Here is a 17,490-nt window from a genome sequence, read left to right as displayed (position 1 = left end):
GCCATGGCGATCTCGGATGTCAAGGAATACGCGCACCTCACCGCAGCGGATGTCGAAGCTCTAGGCGCGGAGTTCGATGCGATCCGCCGGGAGATCGAATCCTCGCGCGGAGCGGCGGACGCGCGCTATATCCGCAATGTCATCCGGCTACAACGCGCCCTCGAGATCAGCGGCCGCACGGTGCTGTTCGCCAGCTTCCTGCCCCCGGCCTGGCTGGCCGGTGTCGCCCTGCTCGGCTCCGCCAAGATCATCGAGAACATGGAGATCGGGCACAACGTCATGCACGGGCAGTGGGACTGGATGAACGATCCGGAAGTCCACTCCACCTCGTGGGAATGGGACAACGCGGGCCCGTCGGCACACTGGAAGATCACCCACAACTTCCTGCACCACAAGTACACCAACGTGCTCGGCATGGACGACGACATCGGCTACGGCCTGCTTCGCGTCACCCGTGACCAGCGCTGGATGCCGTTCTACCTGGGCAATCCCATCTACAACTTCCTGCTGCAGGCGCTGTTCGAGTACGGCGTCGCGATCCAGCACCTCGAGCTGGGCAAGGTCGCCAAGAAGAAGTGGGCCAAGGACTCGCCCGAGTGGAAGCAGTTCGAGACCGACCGCGCGCTGGTCCTGAAGAAGATCGGCAAGCAGGCCGCCAAGGACTACCTGGTCTTCCCACTGCTCACCGGCCCGTCGTTCGTCACCACGCTCACCGCCAACATCGCGGCCAACGTGATGCGCAATGTGTGGACCAACGCGATCATCTTCTGCGGTCACTTCCCCGACGGCGCCGAGAAGTTCACCAAGGCCGACATCGAGAACGAGACCAAGGGCGAGTGGTACCTGCGCCAGATGCTGGGCAGCGCCAACATCAGCGGCGGACCGCTGCTGCACTTCATGAGCGGCAACCTCAGCCACCAGATCGAACACCACCTGTTCCCCGACCTGCCGAGCAACCGCTACGCCGCCATCGCGGTGCGGGTGCGTGAGCTGGCCGAGAAGTACGACCTGCCCTACACCACCGGCTCGCTGCCGGTGCAGTACTTCAAGTCGTGGCGCACCATCCTCAAGCTGTCGCTGCCGAACAAGTACCTGCGCCACACCACCGACGACGCGCCGGAGACCAAGTCCGAACGCCTCTTCGCCGGCAACACCACCCCCTCGATCGACCCGATGACCGGGCGTCGCCAGGGACTGCGCACCGCACTGGCCGCCGGCCGCAAGCTGGCCCGCCGGACCGTGGCCTGACCGGCTGCGGTTGTATGGTCGGCGTGAGTGCCGATCAGCTGAGCGTCTACGACGCGATCCGTTTGCGTCGTGACGTGCGCGCCGAATACACCGGCGAGCTCGTCGACGACGACACCCTCCTGCGGATCCTCGACGCCGCGCATCGCGCGCCCAGCGTCGGGAACTCACAACCGTGGGACTTCGTGGTGGTTCGCCAGGCGCAGACCCTGCGCCGTTTTGCCGACCACGTGGCGAGCAAGCGGGTCGAGTTCGGTGCGTCGCTACCCGCCGAGCGCGCGACGACATTCGCGCCGATCAAGATCGACGGAATCGTCGAGAGCGGCACGGGTGTCGTTGTCACGCACGATGATTCGCGGGGCGGCCCACAGGTGCTCGGTCGGGCGAGTGTGCCGGAGACCGGCGTGTACTCCACCGTGCTGGCGATCCAGAACCTGTGGCTCGCGGCGACCGCCGAGCAGGTGGGGGTGGGCTGGGTGTCGTTCTATGATCCGGAATTCCTGCGCGAACTCGTCGGCCTGCCCGCCGGGATCCACCCGGTGGCCTGGCTGTGCGTGGGTCCGGTCGACGCATTCCAGCAGGTGCCGGACCTGGAACGGTTCGGGTGGCGGTCCGGGCGATCGTTGACCGAGGCCGTACATCACGAGACCTTCGGTGGCTGAACAGGATCCGGACACCCGCACAGCGGATGCCCGGATCGGTCTGCGGTTCTAAGCCAGCTTGATCAGGCCGTAGTCGAAGGCGTGTCTGCGGTAGACCACCGACGGGCGGTCGGTCTCTTTGTCGTGGAAGAGGAAGAAGTCGTGGCCGACCAATTCCATCTGATAGAGGGCGTCGTCCACCGACATCGGCGTCGCGGTGTGCACCTTGGTGCGCACGATGTGGCCGGGGCCCGACTCGTCGACTGCCTCGTCGTGGTCGTGGGCAACGGAACCGTCCGGCGGGGCGAACAGCGACTCGTCGACCAGTGTCGCAGTGGCCTGCGCGACCGAGACCGGCGTCTTGTCGCCGTAGTGCACGACGCGCCGCTTGTCCTTGGACCGGCGCAGCCTGCTCTCGATCTTCTGGGTGGCCGATTCGAGCGCGGCATAGAAACTGTCGGCGCACGCCTCGGCGCGCACGATCGGTCCACGGCCGCGCGCGGTGATCTCCACCCGCTGGCAGGCCTTGCGTTGACGACGGTTGCGTTCGTGGAACAGTTCCACATCGAAGAGGAAGATCGACGGGTCGAAGCGCTCTAACCGAGACAGCTTCTCCGACACGTAGATTCGATAGTGGTCAGGGATTTCGACGTTACGACCGGAGACCACCACTTCGGCGTTCGGGGTCTCGAGGTCCATCGTCTCGGTGGCACCGTTCTGGAGTGCCGTGGGTTCAGCATCTCGCACTGATGCCCGTGAAGAAGTCGTCACGCGTACCTCCCGGATATGGCCGCACAACTACTAAGCGTAGGGCGGCGGGATTGAGCTGTGCCGATCGGGAATCGCCCGGCACCTGTCTCCGCGGCACCACCTCCCAAGCTTGTGTTCGGTGTGTGCTCGCGACGCTAGTCCGCCATCGGCAAGTCCGCCACTGTTCACGCGAACTTTCCTCAGTCAAGCCGCGCAGGTCACCACAACAGCGCGCGGAACTATGCCGATCCGACTGAGAACACGTGTCGATTCGCAGACGGTGGCGCCGGTGGTGAGCACGTCGTCTATCAGCACTACCTGGGCTTTCGCACCGATCGCGACCCAGCGGTCCGGATCAGCGACGGTCATGATCTTGCCGCGCACATTGTGGCTACGCTCATGCGTCGTCAAGCCCACCGAATCCCGGACACCACGGCCCATCCGCAGCAGCGGCACGCTCCGGCAATCGATCAGCCACCGGGCCGCGACCGCGGCCGAGCGGGCCACCGGGTCACCACCGCGGCGCCGCGCCGCCGCGCTTCTGGTCGGCGCGGGCACGAGCAACAGCGGGCGATCGGGGGCGCGCAACCGGGCCAGTGCGTGGGCGAGCGCCAGCCCGAGCGGGGCGGCGAGGTCGCGCCGGTTCTGTTCCTTGGCGGCCAGCACCGCCCGCTTGCCGACGCCGGCGTAGGGGCCCAGCGCCCAGCACGGAACACCGGGATCAGCGCGCGGCCGCACCCGGACGGGATCGCGGCCGAGTTCGGCCGCGCACTCGGCGCACCACCGTTCCCCGAGCGCACCGCAGCCACCACACCGGTCGGGCAGGATCAGGTCCAGCAGAGTCCCCATAGCGGGAGAGCATGACAGCGGGCACCGACATGCTCAGCTCGGCAGGACCGGCACAACCTGTTCTCCGGTCAGTCCGGGTACCTCACGCCAGAAACGGTCGTTACGGGTCGGATCGGCGGTCTGTAGCTGCAGCACGGCCCGGGAATCGGCCACGTACTGCGTGGCCGGAGCCGCCGTCACCACCCGCACCGGCGGAGTGAGGTTCTGCGAGGTCACCGCGCTGAACTGGGAGCCATCGATGGAGACGGTGAAGACCGGGTCGACATTGCCCTCGCGGGCCACCATGATCGTGTCACCGGTGACCCAGCTCAGCGACACCGCGCGCGAGCTCAGACCGAGCGCGAGCGGCAGCGGGGAGGTGAGCGAGTACTTCCCGTCGGGGCGACGTTGGACCACCGCCACATAGACCTTGCCGTCGGCGATCAGCGCCGCGCGCACGCCGGTGCGCGAGATCACCACCTCGCTGATCGGCGGGCGTGGCGCGCCCGCGCCGTCGAACAGGGCCGAGATATCGACATCCTCGGTGGAGACATTGCCGGTGGCACGGTCGGTGACCGCCCGGATGACCCGGTCACCGTCGATCACCGTCCAGGCGGCGCCGCCGTCGCTGGTCCAGGACGGGCGGGCGATGCTGGCGCCCTCGGCGACCGCGAAGGCCTTGGCGCCGTAGTTGCCGATGAGCAGGGTGCGGGCCGGTTCCGGCAGCGGTTTGCCGGAGTCGGCGACCGCGGCGACGAACTGGCCGTCGGCCGAGATGCCGACGGACTGCAGATTGGTCGCCTCGCCGAAGGAACCGCTCGGTGTGACGATCCCGTCCGGGGTGACCTGCACCAGGCTGCCGTTGCGCAGAGCGTGCAGGCCGATCCGGTTCTGGCCGGGCGCCGAGGCGCTGTACTGGTCCACATCGGCGACCGACCAGCCGTTGGCCGCGTACCGGTCGTCGAGCGGTTTACCGTCGGCGAGCAGCACGTACGGTCCGAGGATGTCGGCGCCGGACAGGGTGAGCACCACCTGCGCGGCGAGCAGTTCGCGGTCGCGCTGGCCGAGTCCGCCGATCCCGGCGAAGTCGATGCGCACTCCCCCGATGCCGATACCGACGTCACCCGGTTCGTTGTTGGCCTTGGTGATCGGGCCGCGCAGCGCGACCGGCTGCGCCAACTGGTTGCGCACCACCGGAGCGATCGTGGACTGCGGGCCTTCGGCGAGCATGCCGATCAGTCGCTCGGTGAGCTGGGCGCGCGGCACCGAGATCCAGCGCGGATCCGGGACCAGCAGCGAATTGCCCGGGTCGATGTAGTTCAGCACGTAGCGGTGGTAGGACTTGACGAACGCGTCGTTGCCCATCACGACGCCCGGTGGCAGCTCGGTGATCCGCCACTCGCCGTCGATCTTGCTCATCTCGATCTTGTTCTCGAGGGTGCCCTCGGTGGCGCGGTAGCCGCCGTCGCGGGCGAGCTCGCCGACCTTGCGGGCGCGCAGCACATAGCTGGCTTTGTCGCCCGACCGCGACTCGCGCAGGGTGTCAGGGCGATCGTCGACGATGGTGGTGCTCGCCTCGTCGTTCCAGCTGCCCGCCGTCTCGGGCGCCATGTACTGGCGGGCCGCGGCGTGCCGGTTGGTGGGGTCGGCGCTGGCGGTGAGGAAGTCGCCCAGCAGCAGGTCGGGGTCGCGGCCGGAGGTCGGCGGGGTCGGGCCCTCCGAGGTCGGGGCGCGGTTGATCGTGCCGAGTGCCTGCGGTGCGGAGGACTCCGGCAGGCTGGCACACCCGGTGAGCACCATCAGCCCGGCCAGAACCGCCGCGACCAGTGCGGCGCCGTGCCGATCCCGACGATCACCACGCGCACTAGTCATGACTTCCCGTCTCTGGTCTCGGTGGGCGTCGACTCGTCGCGGTCGGCGTCGGCGGGGGCGGCATCGCGGCCGTTGGTCGCCGGATGCGCGCCTGCCGTGGGCGGTTCGATACCGGGCTCACCCGCCGAGGGGTCGTCCTGCGGTTCTACCCCCGGCTCGACAACGGTCAGTTCGACAACAGTCGAGTCGGATCCAGCCGACTCGGCTCCGGTCGGCTCCGCGCCGATCGGCTCCGATCCCGTCTCCTCGACAGTGGTGGGCCCGGCAGGTTCGGCTTCGACGGTCGCCGGCTCGGGTTCGGCTTCTGGCAGCGCGGGGACCTTGCGCAACATCGGTTCCAGAGCGAGCGGGCTCTGGCCGAGCTTGCGACCGCGCACCATCGGGAGCAGCAGCCGGAAGCTCGCGCCGACGCCGGGATCGCCCCACGCCTCCAGCCTGCCCTCGTGCAGATTCGCGTCCTCGACACTGATCGACAGGCCGAGCCCGGTGCCACCCGAGCGACGCACCCGCGAGGGGTCGGAGCGCCAGAACCGGTTGAACACCAGCTTTTCCTCGCCCGGCCGCAGCCCGACGCCCTGATCGCGCACCACCGTCGCGACGGCGTTGGCCTCGGCGTCGCCGCGCATGCGGATCAGCACCGGCTTGCCCTCGGAATGGTCGATCGCGTTGGCGAGCAGGTTGCGCAGCACGCGCTCGACGCGGCGCGGGTCGACCTCGGCGACCACCGGCTCCTCCGGCAGATCGATCACCACCTCGATCTCGGCGTCGCGGGCCAGGTGGCGCACCGTGGAGATCGCGGCACGCGCGCACATCCGCACATCCAGCGATTCGACCTGCAGTTCGGCCACGCCCGCGTCGTGGCGGGAGATCTCGAGCAGGTCGTTGAGCAGGCCCTCGAACCGGTCGAGCTCGTTGACGAGCAGCTCGGAGCTGCGCGCGAGGGCGGGATCGAGATCATCGCTGGAGCCGTGGATGAGGTCGGCCGCCATGCGCACCGTGGTGAGTGGGGTACGCAGTTCGTGGCTGACGTCGGAGGTGAAGCGGCGCTGCAGATTGCCGAATTCCTCGAGCTGGGTGATCTGGTTCGACAGGCTCTCGGCCATCTCGTTGAACGCCTGCGCCAGCCGGGCCATGTCGTCCTCGCCGCGCACCAGCATGCGTTCTTTGAGGCGGCCGTCGGCGAATCGGCCCGCGATCCGCGCCGCCGACCGGATCGGCAGCACCACCTGCCTGGTCACCAGCGCGGTGATCGCGGCGAGCAACACCAGCAGCACGACGCCACCGATGAGCATCGTGCCGCGCATCAGCGACAGGCTCGATTCCTCGCTGGCCAGCGGGAAGATCAGGTAGATCTCCAGGGTCGCGACCTCGGCGCTCGGGCTGCCGATGATCAGCGCGCGCCCGCGGTAGCCGTCGGGGTCGGCGACGGTGGTGAACTGGTAGGAGACCTGGTTGCGCTGGACGAATCGGCGCAGCTCCTGCGGGACCTCGGCGAGCGGTCCGGCCGCGATCTCGTGTGGCGGAGTGCCGCCGACCATGGCCAGCGCCGAGTCGAAACTGCCCGCGGCGCCGCTGGACTGCCCGGTGCCGCCACGGCTGGACAGCGCGGCTCGCGCGTCGGCGAGTTGCTGGTCCTGGCTGTTGCCGGACTGGACGCCCGACATCTTGTTCTCGATCGTGCTGCGGGCACGATCCATCTCCTCGACAGCCGCGTTGATCTTGGCTTCGAGGAGCCGGTCGGTGATCTGACCGGTCAGCACGACCCCGAGGATCGTGATCACGATGAGCGAGAGGGTCAACGTCGAGACGATGACTCGCAACTGCAGCGATCGGCGCCACAGGTGGCCGAGTGCGGTCCCGACGGCCTGGAACCAGGCCATGATCGGGCTCGCCCATCGCCGCAGCTGCGCCACTGGACCAGTGGTCACAGCGGCGCCCCGCAGTGACCGATCACGGCGGTCCGGCCTTGTAACCGACACCACGCACGGTGAGCACGATCTCCGGGTTCTCCGGATCCTTCTCGACCTTGGCGCGCAGTCGCTGCACGTGCACGTTCACCAGACGGGTATCGGCGGCGTGCCGGTAGCCCCACACCTGCTCGAGCAGCACCTCGCGGGTGAACACCTGACGCGGCTTGCGCGCGAGCGCGACCAGCAGGTCGAACTCCAGTGGGGTGAGCGAGATCTGCCCGGGGCCGCGGGTCACCTTGTGCGCGGGCACGTCGATGACGATATCGGCGATCGAGAGCAGCTCGGCGGGCTCGTCCTCGGTGCGGCGCAGGCGCGCTCGGACGCGGGCGACGAGTTCCTTGGGCTTGAAGGGTTTGACGATGTAGTCGTCGGCACCGGACTCCAGGCCGAGGACCACATCGACCGTATCGGTCTTGGCGGTGAGCATGACGATCGGAACGCCGGAATCGGCCCGCAGCACCCGGCATACATCGATGCCGTTCATGCCGGGCAGCATCAGGTCGAGCAGTACCAGGTCGGGGCGGATCTCCCGCACCGCTGACAGGGCCTGTGTGCCGTCGCCCACCACATGCGGGTCGAACCCTTCCCCGCGCAAGACGATGGTCAGCATCTCAGCGAGTGCCATATCGTCGTCGACGACCAGAATCTTGGGCTTCATAGTCCTATGTTGTCATCTCCCAGGCCAGGATCGGGCCGCCACGCCATTAATGGTGCGAACCCGTCGCGTATCCAACCTTATCCGGAAAAGATTTCCGAGCAGAGGGTGAGTAACGCGGGCCTATCGTCATCGGATCGGTATGTCCACCACCGGCCGAACCAGTCGCGGTCGGCGAGTTCACGATAGACCTCGCCGGTGCGCCGCTGCAGACCGCCGTCCCGTTCGTAGGCGTCGAGGGCGCGCGCGTCGTCGAGTTCACCTCGCCGACGGGCACGTTCGGCCGCCACCTCGGTGGGCACGTCGAGCAGCACGGTGAGGTCCGGTGCCGGCAGTTCGAGCCTGCCGAACTCCAGATCACCCACCCACGAAACGATTTCGCCATCGGCGTCCTGGTGCGCCCGCGCGGCCGAGTAGGCGGCGTTGGAGGCCACCCACCGGTCCAGGATCACGATGTCGTTGCCGCCCAACAGGTCCGACAGCTCCGCGCGCGCCGCGGCCCGGTCGAGCGCGAACATGATCGCCATGCCGTTGATCGACCCGGCCAGGTCACCGTTGCCCCCGCGCAACGCCTGCGCCGCCAGATCGGCGTGGATCGAATGTCCGTATTGGGGAAAGGCCAGACTGTCCGCCCGCAGCCCCTTCGCGGACAATTCGGCGATCAGCCCATCGATCAGCGTGCGTTTGCCCGCCCCGTCGAGCCCTTCCACCGCGATCAGTACACCCATGCGGTGAGATTACCGCGCTCGCGCGCGGACCCGCGCAGCGCGAGCCCGCGCCGTCACCCCAGAACTGCGGTCTGGTCGGCGGCCCGCTCGGCCGACGAGGATCCCCCCATGAAAACGATCGTCCGCACCACCGCCGCCACGCTCGCCATCACCGCCGCCCTCGCCTGCGGCACCGCGTCCGCGCAGGCAGCCGCACCGGCCGCCGCACCGGACGCGGGGTCCTCGACCGCCTTCAACTCGGTGATGTGCGCGCTGCTCGGCGTCAGCAGCGAGCACAACATCTTCTGCACCGGCCTGATCATCGGCTAGCGGGCGCACAGCACAGTGGCCCGCCGACCGGATGGTCGACGGGCCACTGTCAGGTCGGGATCAGTAGCGGTAGTGCTCCGGCTTGTACGGGCCTTCCACGTCCACGTTGATGTATTCGGCCTGATCCTTGGTGAGCTTGGTCAGGGTGCCGCCGAGGGCCTCGACGTGGATCTTGGCGACCTTCTCGTCGAGGTGCTTGGGCAGGCGGTAGACCTCGTTGTCGTACTCTTGCGGCTTCGTCCACAGTTCGATCTGGGCGATGACCTGGTTGGAGAAGCTGTTCGACATGACGAACGAGGGGTGGCCGGTGGCGTTGCCCAGGTTCAGCAGGCGGCCTTCGGACAGCAGGATGATCGCCTTGCCGGTTTCCTGGAAGGTCCACTCGTCGACCTGCGGCTTGATGTTGATCCGGGTCGCGCCCGAACGCTCCAGCGCCGCGATGTCGATCTCGTTGTCGAAGTGGCCGATGTTGCCCAGGATCGAGTGATCCTTCATCGCCTTCATGTGGTCGAGGGTGATGATGTCCTTGTTGCCGGTCGAGGTGATGACGATGTCGGCGTCGCCGATCGCCTGCTCGACGGTGACCACGTCGTAGCCGTCCATCAGCGCCTGCAGCGCGTTGATCGGGTCGATCTCGGTGACCTGCACGCGCGCGCCCTGGCCGGCCAGCGACTCCGCGCAACCCTTGCCGACGTCGCCGTAACCGCAGATCAGCACCTTCTTGCCGCCGATGAGCACGTCGGTGCCGCGGTTGATGCCGTCGATCAGCGAGTGGCGGGTGCCGTACTTGTTGTCGAACTTGGACTTGGTGACCGAGTCGTTGACGTTGATCGCCGGGAACACCAGCTCACCCGCGGCGGCGAACTGGTACAGCCGCAGCACGCCGGTGGTGGTCTCCTCGGTGACGCCCTTGACCGACTCGGCGATGACGCTCCACTTGGTCTTGTCGGCCTCGAGGCTCTCGCGCAGCAGGTCGAGGAACACCGTGTACTCGGCCGAGTGGTCCGCGTCGGCGGGCGGAACCACGCCCGCCTTCTCGAACTGCGCACCGCGCAGCACGAGCATGGTCGCGTCGCCACCGTCGTCGAGGATCATGTTGGCCGGCTCGCCGGGCCAGGTGAGCATCTGCTCGGCGGCCCACCAGTACTCCTCCAGCGTCTCGCCCTTCCAGGCGAAGACGGGGATGCCCTTGGGCTCGTCGACGGTGCCGTTCGGGCCGACCACGATGGCGGCGGCGGCGTGGTCCTGGGTGGAGAAGATGTTGCAGGAGGCCCAGCGCACGTCGGCGCCGAGAGCAACGAGGGTTTCGATCAGGACGGCGGTCTGGACCGTCATGTGCAGCGATCCGGAGATTCGCGCGCCCTTCAGCGGCGCGACGTCGTGGTATTCACGGCGCAGCGCCATCAGGCCCGGCATCTCGTGCTCGGCGAGGCGGATCTCCTTGCGGCCGAATTCGGCCAGCGAGAGGTCTGCCACCTTGTAGTCGATGCCGTTGCGGACGTCGGGGGTGAGCTCGGTGCGCGCGGGGAGTTCTGAGGTCGTCACGCTGGCTAGGTTACCGTCTGGGGCCGCGCGAGTTCCCCTCCTCTGTCGAGGTGGAGTCTCAGGCCGCCGCGCGGTATCGGGCCAGCAACCGTCGCGGCTTCGCCGGCGCGACGTTGGCCAGGCTCAGGTCGCCGCCGTAATGGGCCGCGACCTTGGGGTCCATCACCGCACGCCACAGCGGCGGAACAGCGGCCAGCAGGATCATGGTGGCGTATCCGGCGGGCAGCTGCGGGGCTTCTTCGGTGCTGCGCAGGGTCTGATAGCGGCGCCCGGGGTTGGCGTGGTGGTCGCTGTGGCGCTGCAGGTGGAACAGGAAGACGTTGGTGACCAGACGATCGGAATTCCAGCTGTCGCGCGGGGAGCACCGCGCGTAGCGGCCGTTGGGCTTGCGCGCGCGCAGCAGTCCGTAGTGCTCGACGTAGTTGACGGTCTCGAGCAGCGCGATGCCGATCGCGGCCTGGAGGGCCAGCCACGGCAGGATGGACGGGCCGAACCCGAGCGTCAGCGAACCGAACAGCACCGCCGTCATCGCCCAGGCCTGCAGGATGTTGTTGTCGGCGCTCCACCAGCCGCGACCCTGCCGGTGCAGGCGGGCGCGCTCGAGTTGCACAGCCGACCGGAAGCCACCGATCACGCTGCGCGGCAGAAACTCCCACAGCGACTCGCCCAGCCGGGCGCTGGCCGGATCCTCGGGAGTCGCCACGCGGGCGTGGTGTCCGCGATTGTGCTCGACGAAGAAGTGCCCGTACCCCGATTGGGCCAGCGCGATCTTCGACAGCAATTTTTCGGCACTCTCCACCCGGTGGCCCAATTCGTGGGCGGCGTTGATGCCGATGCCGCTGACGAAGCCGACCGTGGCGGCCAATCCGAGCTTGTCGACCAGGGCCAGCTCGGGGCTCGTCCACATGAAGCAGGCCACACCGAGGCTGATCAATTGGATCGGCAGGAACAGGTAGGTGCACCACCGGTAGTACCGGTCGGCGGAGAGCGCCGCGTAGTCCTCGTCGCGGGGGTTGTTGCCGTCCTCGCCGACGATCCAATCCAGCACGGGAATGGCGATCAGGACGATGACAGGTCCGATCCACCAGAACACTTCAGCCTTGGTATGGAACACCAGCTGGGAGGGCAACAGCGCGCTCGCCGGGGCGATCAGCCCTAAAGCCCAGAGATACCGTTTGGGATCACGAAAACCCCCCGGTTTGCCAACCGTTTGCACACCCGCTCCGCTACAAAAAGACCAATCGCCGACCGATGTGAATACTGACAGACCGTAGGCGCGTTACACAGCGGCAGATCCTCAAACGTGGTGATGGTTACACAAGAGCGAATCAGAGCTCATGACATCTCTCAGTGATCTACTTCACCGGATGGGATACGCATCCCCCGTACCTGCACAATTGCCTCGACGTACGGGCTGAGCAGTGCGCTCATCTCGGCCGAGGCGTCGCGCTCCGGTACGGGCGGATTCGGAATATAGCTCAACGCTATCCGCACCAGCGCGTGCGCGAGCACATCGGCCTCGGCGTCGGTCGCGTTCACCCAGCTGTGCACGAAGACCTGGGTCAGGCGCGCGGTGGCGTGCTCGAGCAGCGGGGCCGCGTCGAGCGTGATCAACCGCAACAGGTCCGGCTTCATCTCCCCGCTCAGCAGCGAACGGACCAGTGGGTCGCCCGCGGCGGAGAGGAAGAAGCCGCTCATCCCGACCCGGATCGCGGCGCGCGCGTCGCCGACATTGGCGTCGAGCGCCTCGCGCACATGATCGACGAGGTCGTCGGCCAGGCGCAGCGAGTAAGCCTGCGAGAGCCCCGCGCGCGAACCGAACTCGTTGTAGAGGGTCTGCCTGCTCACCCCGGCCCTGGCCGCGACGTCACCGAGCGTGACCTTGGACCAGTCACGCTCGGTGAGCAGTTCGCGCATCCCGTCCAGGACCGAGTTGCGCAGCAATTCGCGCGCGGCCTCCTGGTACGGGATGCGCGAACCGGTGCGCGGGGTACCCGCGACGCTCACGAACGTTCGATCTCGACCATGAAGAAGTCGGATTTGCGGGCACCGCAGTCCGGGCAGGTCCAGTCGTCGGCGATGTCTTCCCAGCGGGTGCCGGGGGCGATGCCGTCGTCGGGCCAGCCCTGGGCCTCGTCGTACTCGAAACCGCACTGTGCGCACTGGTACAGCTTGTAGTCGGTCACTGCGAAACTCCTACCGCCTCGAAGTCGATCTTCTCCCGCACCCCACAGTCCGGACAGCACCAGTCGTCGGGAACGGCCGTCCACAGTGTGCCAGGCGGAAATCCTTCGCGTGGCGCGCCTTTGGCTTCATCGAAGACGAAATCACACACCGGACATCTGTAGGCGCTCACGACCCCACCTCGGTTCCGTACTTTTCCAGCACCTGCTCGCGGCGCTTGGGTTCGATGTTGGCGAGGGTGACGTCCCCGCCGTAGTGCGCGAGTACGCGCTTGTCCATCACCTTGCGCCAGATCGGCGGGAAGTAGCCGAGCAGGATCATGCTGGCATAGCCACTGGGCAGGTTCGGCGCACCATCCCAGCTGCGCAGCGTCTGGTAGCGCCGGGTCGGATACGCGTGATGGTCGCTGTGACGCTGCAGGTGGTAGAGGAAGATGTTGGTGACGATGTGGTCGCTGTTCCAGCTGTGCTCGGGCGCCGGTCGTTCGTAGCGTCCGCTCGCGGTCTTCTGCCGGACCAGGCCGTAGTGCTCGAGATAGTTCACCGATTCGAGCAGGCTGAAACCGATCACGGCCTGCAGGATCAGATACGGCAGCACCTCGATGCCGAACACGGCGATCAAACCGAGCCACAACACCACCGACATCGCCCAGGCGTTGAGGACGTCGTTGCGCAGCGTCCACGGACTCTTGTCGAGCCGGCCCAGACGTTCCTTCTCGAGATGCCAGGCCGAGCGCAGGCTGCCCCAGACCGTGCGCGGCCAGAAGGCCCAGAAGGACTCACCGATGCGCGAGCTCGCGGGGTCCTCCGGAGTGGCGACCCGCACGTGGTGGCCACGGTTGTGCTCGATGTAGAAGTGCCCGTAGAACGACTGGGCCAGCGCGATGCGCGCGAGCCAGCGTTCCAGTCCGACCTTCTTGTGACCGAGTTCGTGCGCGGTGTTGATGCCGATGCCGCCGATCATGCCCACGCTGATCGCGATGCCGATCTTGTCGACCACATTGGCGCCGCCGGGGAAGCCCAGCCAGTGCAGGTTCGGCGCGGTGATGATGTAGCAGGCGAAGATGAGCGAGGCGTACTGGAACGGCAGGTACAGGTAGGTGAGGTAGCGGTAGTACTTGTCGTTCTCCAGGTACTCCATCACCTCGTCGGGCGGGTTGTCGCCGTCGGGACCGAAGAACAGGTCCGCCAGCGGGATCACGAGGTAGACCAGCACCGGCCCGAGCCAGAACGGGATCTCGGCTATGCGATGCCAGCCGAGCTGGTTGAGGCCCCAGATCAGGGGGATCGCGATCGTGAACAGGCCGGTCGGGGCGAACAACCCCCACAGCCACAAATATCGCTTGGAATCTCGCCACTGCGGCGGTGCGACCCGCTGCTCGGACGCGTTGGCATCAGTCGACATCATCGTCTCCAGTTCCGAGGCACATCTCACACATGTGATGTGCGTAACTCTCTGTCACAGACGATATGTCCGGATGCGTCCGCTGTCTAGACAAATTGGCCAATTTGTAAAGCAGTGACGGCCCGATAACGCGGACGGCGACCGTGCCCGAACTGGACACGGTCGCCGTCGTTACAGGTCAGTGACCTTTTCAGGGGCCTTTACATTCGGCCTCTGACCGGAAGTAGCACGTCAGCGCCGGGCGGTAGCCCGTCGACCGGCCACCACCGCAGATCGGTCGATTCGGCGCTGCGGACCGGTACCGCGCCGGGGGGTGCCACGATCTCGAAGAGCAGGTCGAGATGCCGCGTCGGCACGCCGAGCGAGCAGGTGATCGGGTGCGCCTGCGCGCCGTAGAGACCCGGCGTGAGAATCAGGTCGCTGATGCCGGATTCCTCCACCGCCTCCCGCAGCGCCGCGTCCTGCACGGTCTTGTCGTCGGGTTCGCAATGGCCACCGAGCTGGATCCAGCGACCGACGCGTGGGTGCAGGGTGAGCAGGATGTCGCGGCGGTCGTGCGACAGCACGATCGCCGACGCGGTGATGTGGCCGGGCGCGTGTTCGCGCAGACAGCCTCGCGGCGCCGAGCCGAGGAAGGCCAGAAACGCTTCGCGCAGTGAGTGATCCGCGCGGGTCCCGGGTTCCCAGTGCGTGAGCAACTCGGTCGCCGACGCGTGCAGCGACTCCGCGCTCACAGTTCCACCAGGCCCGCGCCTGCGGAGCCGACGGTGCGCGCGACGGGCTCCTCCAGTGGATGACCGATCGCGATGGCGCCCAACGGCATCCAGTCCTCGTCGAGCCCGAGGACCTCGCGAACGATCTCGGGCGCGAAGATGGTCGAGCCGATCCAGCAACTGCCGAGGCCGTCGGCGGCCAGCGCCACCAGCAGTCCCTGCACCGCCGCGCCGACGGCCACCGTGAACATCGTCTGCTCGGCGGCTTGGCGACGAGCATCGGGATAGCCGTGGGCGCCGTCGGGCACACAGAACGGGATGATCACCTCCGGCGCGTCGAAAAGGATTCGGCCACGCGCGATTCGGCGCCGCACACGGTCGGGGTCGAGCCCGTCGGCGGTGAGGTCCGCGCGCCACTTCTCGGTCATGGCATCGAGCAGCCGCGCCCGCAACGCCGCCTCGCGCAGCCAGACGAAGCGCACCGGACGGGTGTGGTGCGGTGCGGGCGCGGTGAGGCCGACCGCCACGGCGGCGCGAATCCGTTCCGGGTCCACCGCGTCGGCGGCGAACGCGCGCACCGAACGACGCAGCGGCACAGCCTCTTTGCGGCCCTGCTCGAGCGCCTCGGCGGTGCCGAGCCAGAACAGGTCGTCGATGCCACCGCGCAGCAGCGCCGCCGCGGTGGAACCGTCGTCGTCGGTCCGCAGCCCGCGCACCACCGCCACCGGGACCCCGCCGAGCTTGCCCTTGACCAGATCGGCGGCGGCGGCGAGCTCATCGGCGATGGCCACCTGCGTGACGTGCAGTTCGTTGCCCTGCCCATCGACAGAGCCTGCGTAGTCGTGGAGCACCCGCAGCCCGGCCGACCCGATGGCCGCGTCGATCTGCCCGTTGCGCCAGGCCCGGCCCATGGTGTCGGTGACGACGACAGCCACCTCGACGCCGAGCCGCTGGGCGAGCGCGGTGCGCAGGGCCTTCGCGCTGCCGTCGGGATCGACAGGCAGCAGCACCAATTCACCCTCGGCCACATTGGAGCCGTCGACACCGGAGGCCGCCTGCACGATGCCGAGCCGGTTCTCGGTGATCAGGGTGCGGCCCTTGCGCGCGAGCACCCGCACGGCTTCGTCCTCGACGAGCTTGCGACGGGCGGTGTCGCGCTCCTCGGGGTCGATCGGCGCGACGACGATGCGCCCCTCGACCTTCGACACGATCTTGCTGGTGACCACGATGATGTCGCCGTCGGCGAGCCATGGCGCCTGTGCCGCAAGGTGTTCGGCGATGTCGTCGCCGGGGCGGAACTCCGGCAGCCCGGTCACCGGGAGGATCCGCAACTCGTCGGCGGCGTGGTCGGGCAACACGGCGCCGGTGTCGTTCTCCTGCGCGCTCACGGCTTCACTCCCGCCAGTTCCAGTGCGGCGCGCGCCATTTCGGCGGTCGCCTCGGGGTCGCTCATCAACAGCGGGACGCTGCGCACCTCGACGCCGGGAACATCGGCGGAGTCGGTGGAGTGCACCAGCCACCCGTCCAGGATGCCGGTGGCCGAGCGGGCGCCGTAGTGGCGGCCGATCGCCTCCGCGGTGGACTCGACGCCGATCGCGGTCAGGCACTCATCGGCCATGCCGCGCAACGGCTTTCCGTCGATCACCGGCGAGAGGCCGATCACCTTGGCTTCGCTGGTGCGCAGCGCGCCCCTGATTCCGGGCACGGCGAGGATCGCGCCGATGCTCACCACGGGGTTCGACGGGGCCAGCAACACGGCGTCCGCGGAGCCTATGATTTCGGTCACATTCGGCGCCGGCGAGGCTTGCTCGGCGCCGATCGAGGCAAATCCGTGTGTCGGGAGCGCCGCGCGATACCGCACCCACCATTCCTGAAAGTGGATCGCGCGACGTTCGCCAGCGTTGTCGGGATCGCTGACCACCACGTGGGTTTCGCAGCGATCGTCGGTAGCCGGAATCAGCTTCACTCCCGGCTGCCACCGGTTGCACAGCGCTTCGGTGACCGCGGACAGCGGATATCCGGCGCGCAGCATTTCGGTGCGAATGAGATGGGTGGCGATATCGCGATCGCCCAGGCCGAACCAATCGGGCTGGGCGTTGTATTTGGCCAGCTCCTCTTTCGCGTGCCAGGTTTCGTCGGCGTGGCCCCAGCCACGCTCGGTATCGATGCCACCACCGAGGGTGTACATGCAGGTGTCGAGGTCGGGACAGATGCGAAGGCCATGCATCCAGACGTCGTCGCCGACGTTGACGATGGCCGAGATGTCGGCTTCGGGCAGCAGCTGCCGGACGCCTTGGAGGAACCGGGCACCGCCGACACCGCCGACGAGAACGGCGATCTTGGGCTCGCGCACCGCGTGTTGTGCAGTCACAGGGTCACAGCCTAGTGAGTGGCGGTTGCCGGTTGCTTCCGCGCTGAATTTCAGCGAAGTTGCTGATCATTTGCCACAGCACATAACAAGATCAACACGAAAGGCGGGTGCGGAGTGTAACGGAAGGGTGACGGCGGGTTGACCACCGGCAAGTGCGGCGTGTCTAATCACAGACATGTCATTCCGGTCACCGCGAGAGGGCATAGCGCGGGGGCGTTTGCGAGAGGGTTCCAAGTCACCGGAAACGGTCGCAGCGCGAGGACATAGCGCAGGGG

18 protein-coding genes are annotated in these 17,490 nt (G+C 67.6%); 3 read left to right on the top strand and 15 right to left on the bottom strand.

Annotated elements, in window-relative coordinates:
• Positions 1–3: 3 nt before the first annotated feature.
• Both ACFWFP_RS23395 and bluB read left to right on the top strand, forming a co-directional pair.
• Positions 4–1,248: a fatty acid desaturase family protein gene (locus ACFWFP_RS23395; RefSeq protein WP_379298291.1), complete on the top strand. Its 1,245-nt coding sequence runs from the start codon at positions 4–6 to the stop codon at positions 1,246–1,248.
• Positions 1,249–1,262: 14 nt separating this feature from the next.
• Entirely contained in the window at positions 1,263–1,907 is a 645-nt protein-coding gene (gene bluB, locus ACFWFP_RS23390; protein ID WP_379298289.1) for a 5,6-dimethylbenzimidazole synthase, read from the top strand.
• Positions 1,908–1,955: 48 nt separating this feature from the next.
• Here the strand turns inward: bluB and hpf are convergent, their stop codons facing one another.
• The 6 genes from hpf to ACFWFP_RS23360 form a co-directional block, all read right to left on the bottom strand.
• Complete coding sequence (gene hpf / locus ACFWFP_RS23385; RefSeq protein ID WP_379298369.1) at positions 1,956–2,585, bottom strand: ribosome hibernation-promoting factor, HPF/YfiA family; 630 nt, start codon at positions 2,583–2,585, stop codon at positions 1,956–1,958.
• 255 nt (positions 2,586–2,840) lie between these two features.
• Positions 2,841–3,485 carry a ComF family protein gene (locus tag ACFWFP_RS23380; protein WP_379298287.1) on the bottom strand — a complete coding sequence of 215 codons (645 nt, stop codon included), beginning with the start codon at positions 3,483–3,485 and terminating at the stop codon, positions 2,841–2,843.
• 33 nt (positions 3,486–3,518) lie between these two features.
• Positions 3,519–5,336 (bottom strand): MtrAB system accessory lipoprotein LpqB, encoded by a 1,818-nt coding sequence (lpqB, locus tag ACFWFP_RS23375; protein ID WP_379298285.1) that lies wholly within the window; start codon positions 5,334–5,336, stop codon positions 3,519–3,521.
• Entirely contained in the window at positions 5,333–7,216 is a 1,884-nt protein-coding gene (gene mtrB, locus ACFWFP_RS23370; RefSeq protein ID WP_379298367.1) for an MtrAB system histidine kinase MtrB, read from the bottom strand. Before mtrB ends, lpqB begins: the two co-directional genes overlap by 4 nt.
• Positions 7,217–7,286: 70 nt before the next feature.
• On the bottom strand, positions 7,287–7,964 hold the full coding sequence (gene mtrA / locus ACFWFP_RS23365; protein WP_056813049.1) for an MtrAB system response regulator MtrA: 678 nt from the start codon (positions 7,962–7,964) through the stop codon (positions 7,287–7,289).
• A gap of 77 nt (positions 7,965–8,041) precedes the next feature.
• Entirely contained in the window at positions 8,042–8,689 is a 648-nt protein-coding gene (locus tag ACFWFP_RS23360) for a dTMP kinase (protein ID WP_379298282.1), read from the bottom strand.
• A gap of 108 nt (positions 8,690–8,797) precedes the next feature.
• On the opposite strand from ACFWFP_RS23360, the gene ACFWFP_RS23355 reads away from it, so the two are divergent.
• On the top strand, positions 8,798–8,998 hold the full coding sequence (locus tag ACFWFP_RS23355) for a hypothetical protein (protein ID WP_379298280.1): 201 nt from the start codon (positions 8,798–8,800) through the stop codon (positions 8,996–8,998).
• Between the two features lie 60 nt (positions 8,999–9,058).
• Here the strand turns inward: ACFWFP_RS23355 and ahcY are convergent, their stop codons facing one another.
• From ahcY to cofD, 9 genes are all read right to left on the bottom strand, one after another.
• Entirely contained in the window at positions 9,059–10,543 is a 1,485-nt protein-coding gene (ahcY, locus tag ACFWFP_RS23350) for an adenosylhomocysteinase (RefSeq protein ID WP_379298278.1), read from the bottom strand.
• A 58-nt stretch (positions 10,544–10,601) separates the two neighbouring features.
• A complete protein-coding gene (locus tag ACFWFP_RS23345) occupies positions 10,602–11,759 on the bottom strand; it encodes an alkane 1-monooxygenase (RefSeq protein WP_379298276.1) in 1,158 nt (385 codons plus the stop codon).
• 131 nt (positions 11,760–11,890) lie between these two features.
• The gene (locus tag ACFWFP_RS23340; protein WP_379298274.1) at positions 11,891–12,550 is read right to left on the bottom strand and encodes a TetR family transcriptional regulator; all 660 of its coding nucleotides are present in this window, start codon (positions 12,548–12,550) and stop codon (positions 11,891–11,893) included.
• A complete protein-coding gene (locus ACFWFP_RS23335; RefSeq protein ID WP_379298273.1) occupies positions 12,547–12,729 on the bottom strand; it encodes a rubredoxin in 183 nt (60 codons plus the stop codon). The genes ACFWFP_RS23340 and ACFWFP_RS23335 overlap by 4 nt, the downstream gene beginning before the upstream one ends.
• A complete protein-coding gene (locus ACFWFP_RS23330; RefSeq protein WP_379298271.1) occupies positions 12,726–12,899 on the bottom strand; it encodes a rubredoxin in 174 nt (57 codons plus the stop codon). Before ACFWFP_RS23330 ends, ACFWFP_RS23335 begins: the two co-directional genes overlap by 4 nt.
• Positions 12,896–14,134: an alkane 1-monooxygenase gene (locus ACFWFP_RS23325; RefSeq protein ID WP_379298269.1), complete on the bottom strand. Its 1,239-nt coding sequence runs from the start codon at positions 14,132–14,134 to the stop codon at positions 12,896–12,898. Before ACFWFP_RS23325 ends, ACFWFP_RS23330 begins: the two co-directional genes overlap by 4 nt.
• 197 nt (positions 14,135–14,331) lie before the next feature.
• On the bottom strand, positions 14,332–14,865 hold the full coding sequence (locus ACFWFP_RS23320; protein WP_379298267.1) for an NUDIX hydrolase: 534 nt from the start codon (positions 14,863–14,865) through the stop codon (positions 14,332–14,334).
• Entirely contained in the window at positions 14,862–16,232 is a 1,371-nt protein-coding gene (locus ACFWFP_RS23315; protein ID WP_379298265.1) for a coenzyme F420-0:L-glutamate ligase, read from the bottom strand. Before ACFWFP_RS23315 ends, ACFWFP_RS23320 begins: the two co-directional genes overlap by 4 nt.
• Complete coding sequence (gene cofD / locus ACFWFP_RS23310; protein ID WP_379298263.1) at positions 16,229–17,215, bottom strand: 2-phospho-L-lactate transferase; 987 nt, start codon at positions 17,213–17,215, stop codon at positions 16,229–16,231. Before cofD ends, ACFWFP_RS23315 begins: the two co-directional genes overlap by 4 nt.
• Positions 17,216–17,490 lie beyond the last annotated feature (275 nt).

Source organism: Nocardia sp. NPDC060249 (genome assembly GCF_042728755.1).
GTDB lineage: Bacteria > Actinomycetota > Actinomycetes > Mycobacteriales > Mycobacteriaceae > Nocardia.
The sequence above is the reverse complement of the archived record's forward strand: the minus strand, read 5'-3'. Positions and strand labels throughout refer to the sequence as shown.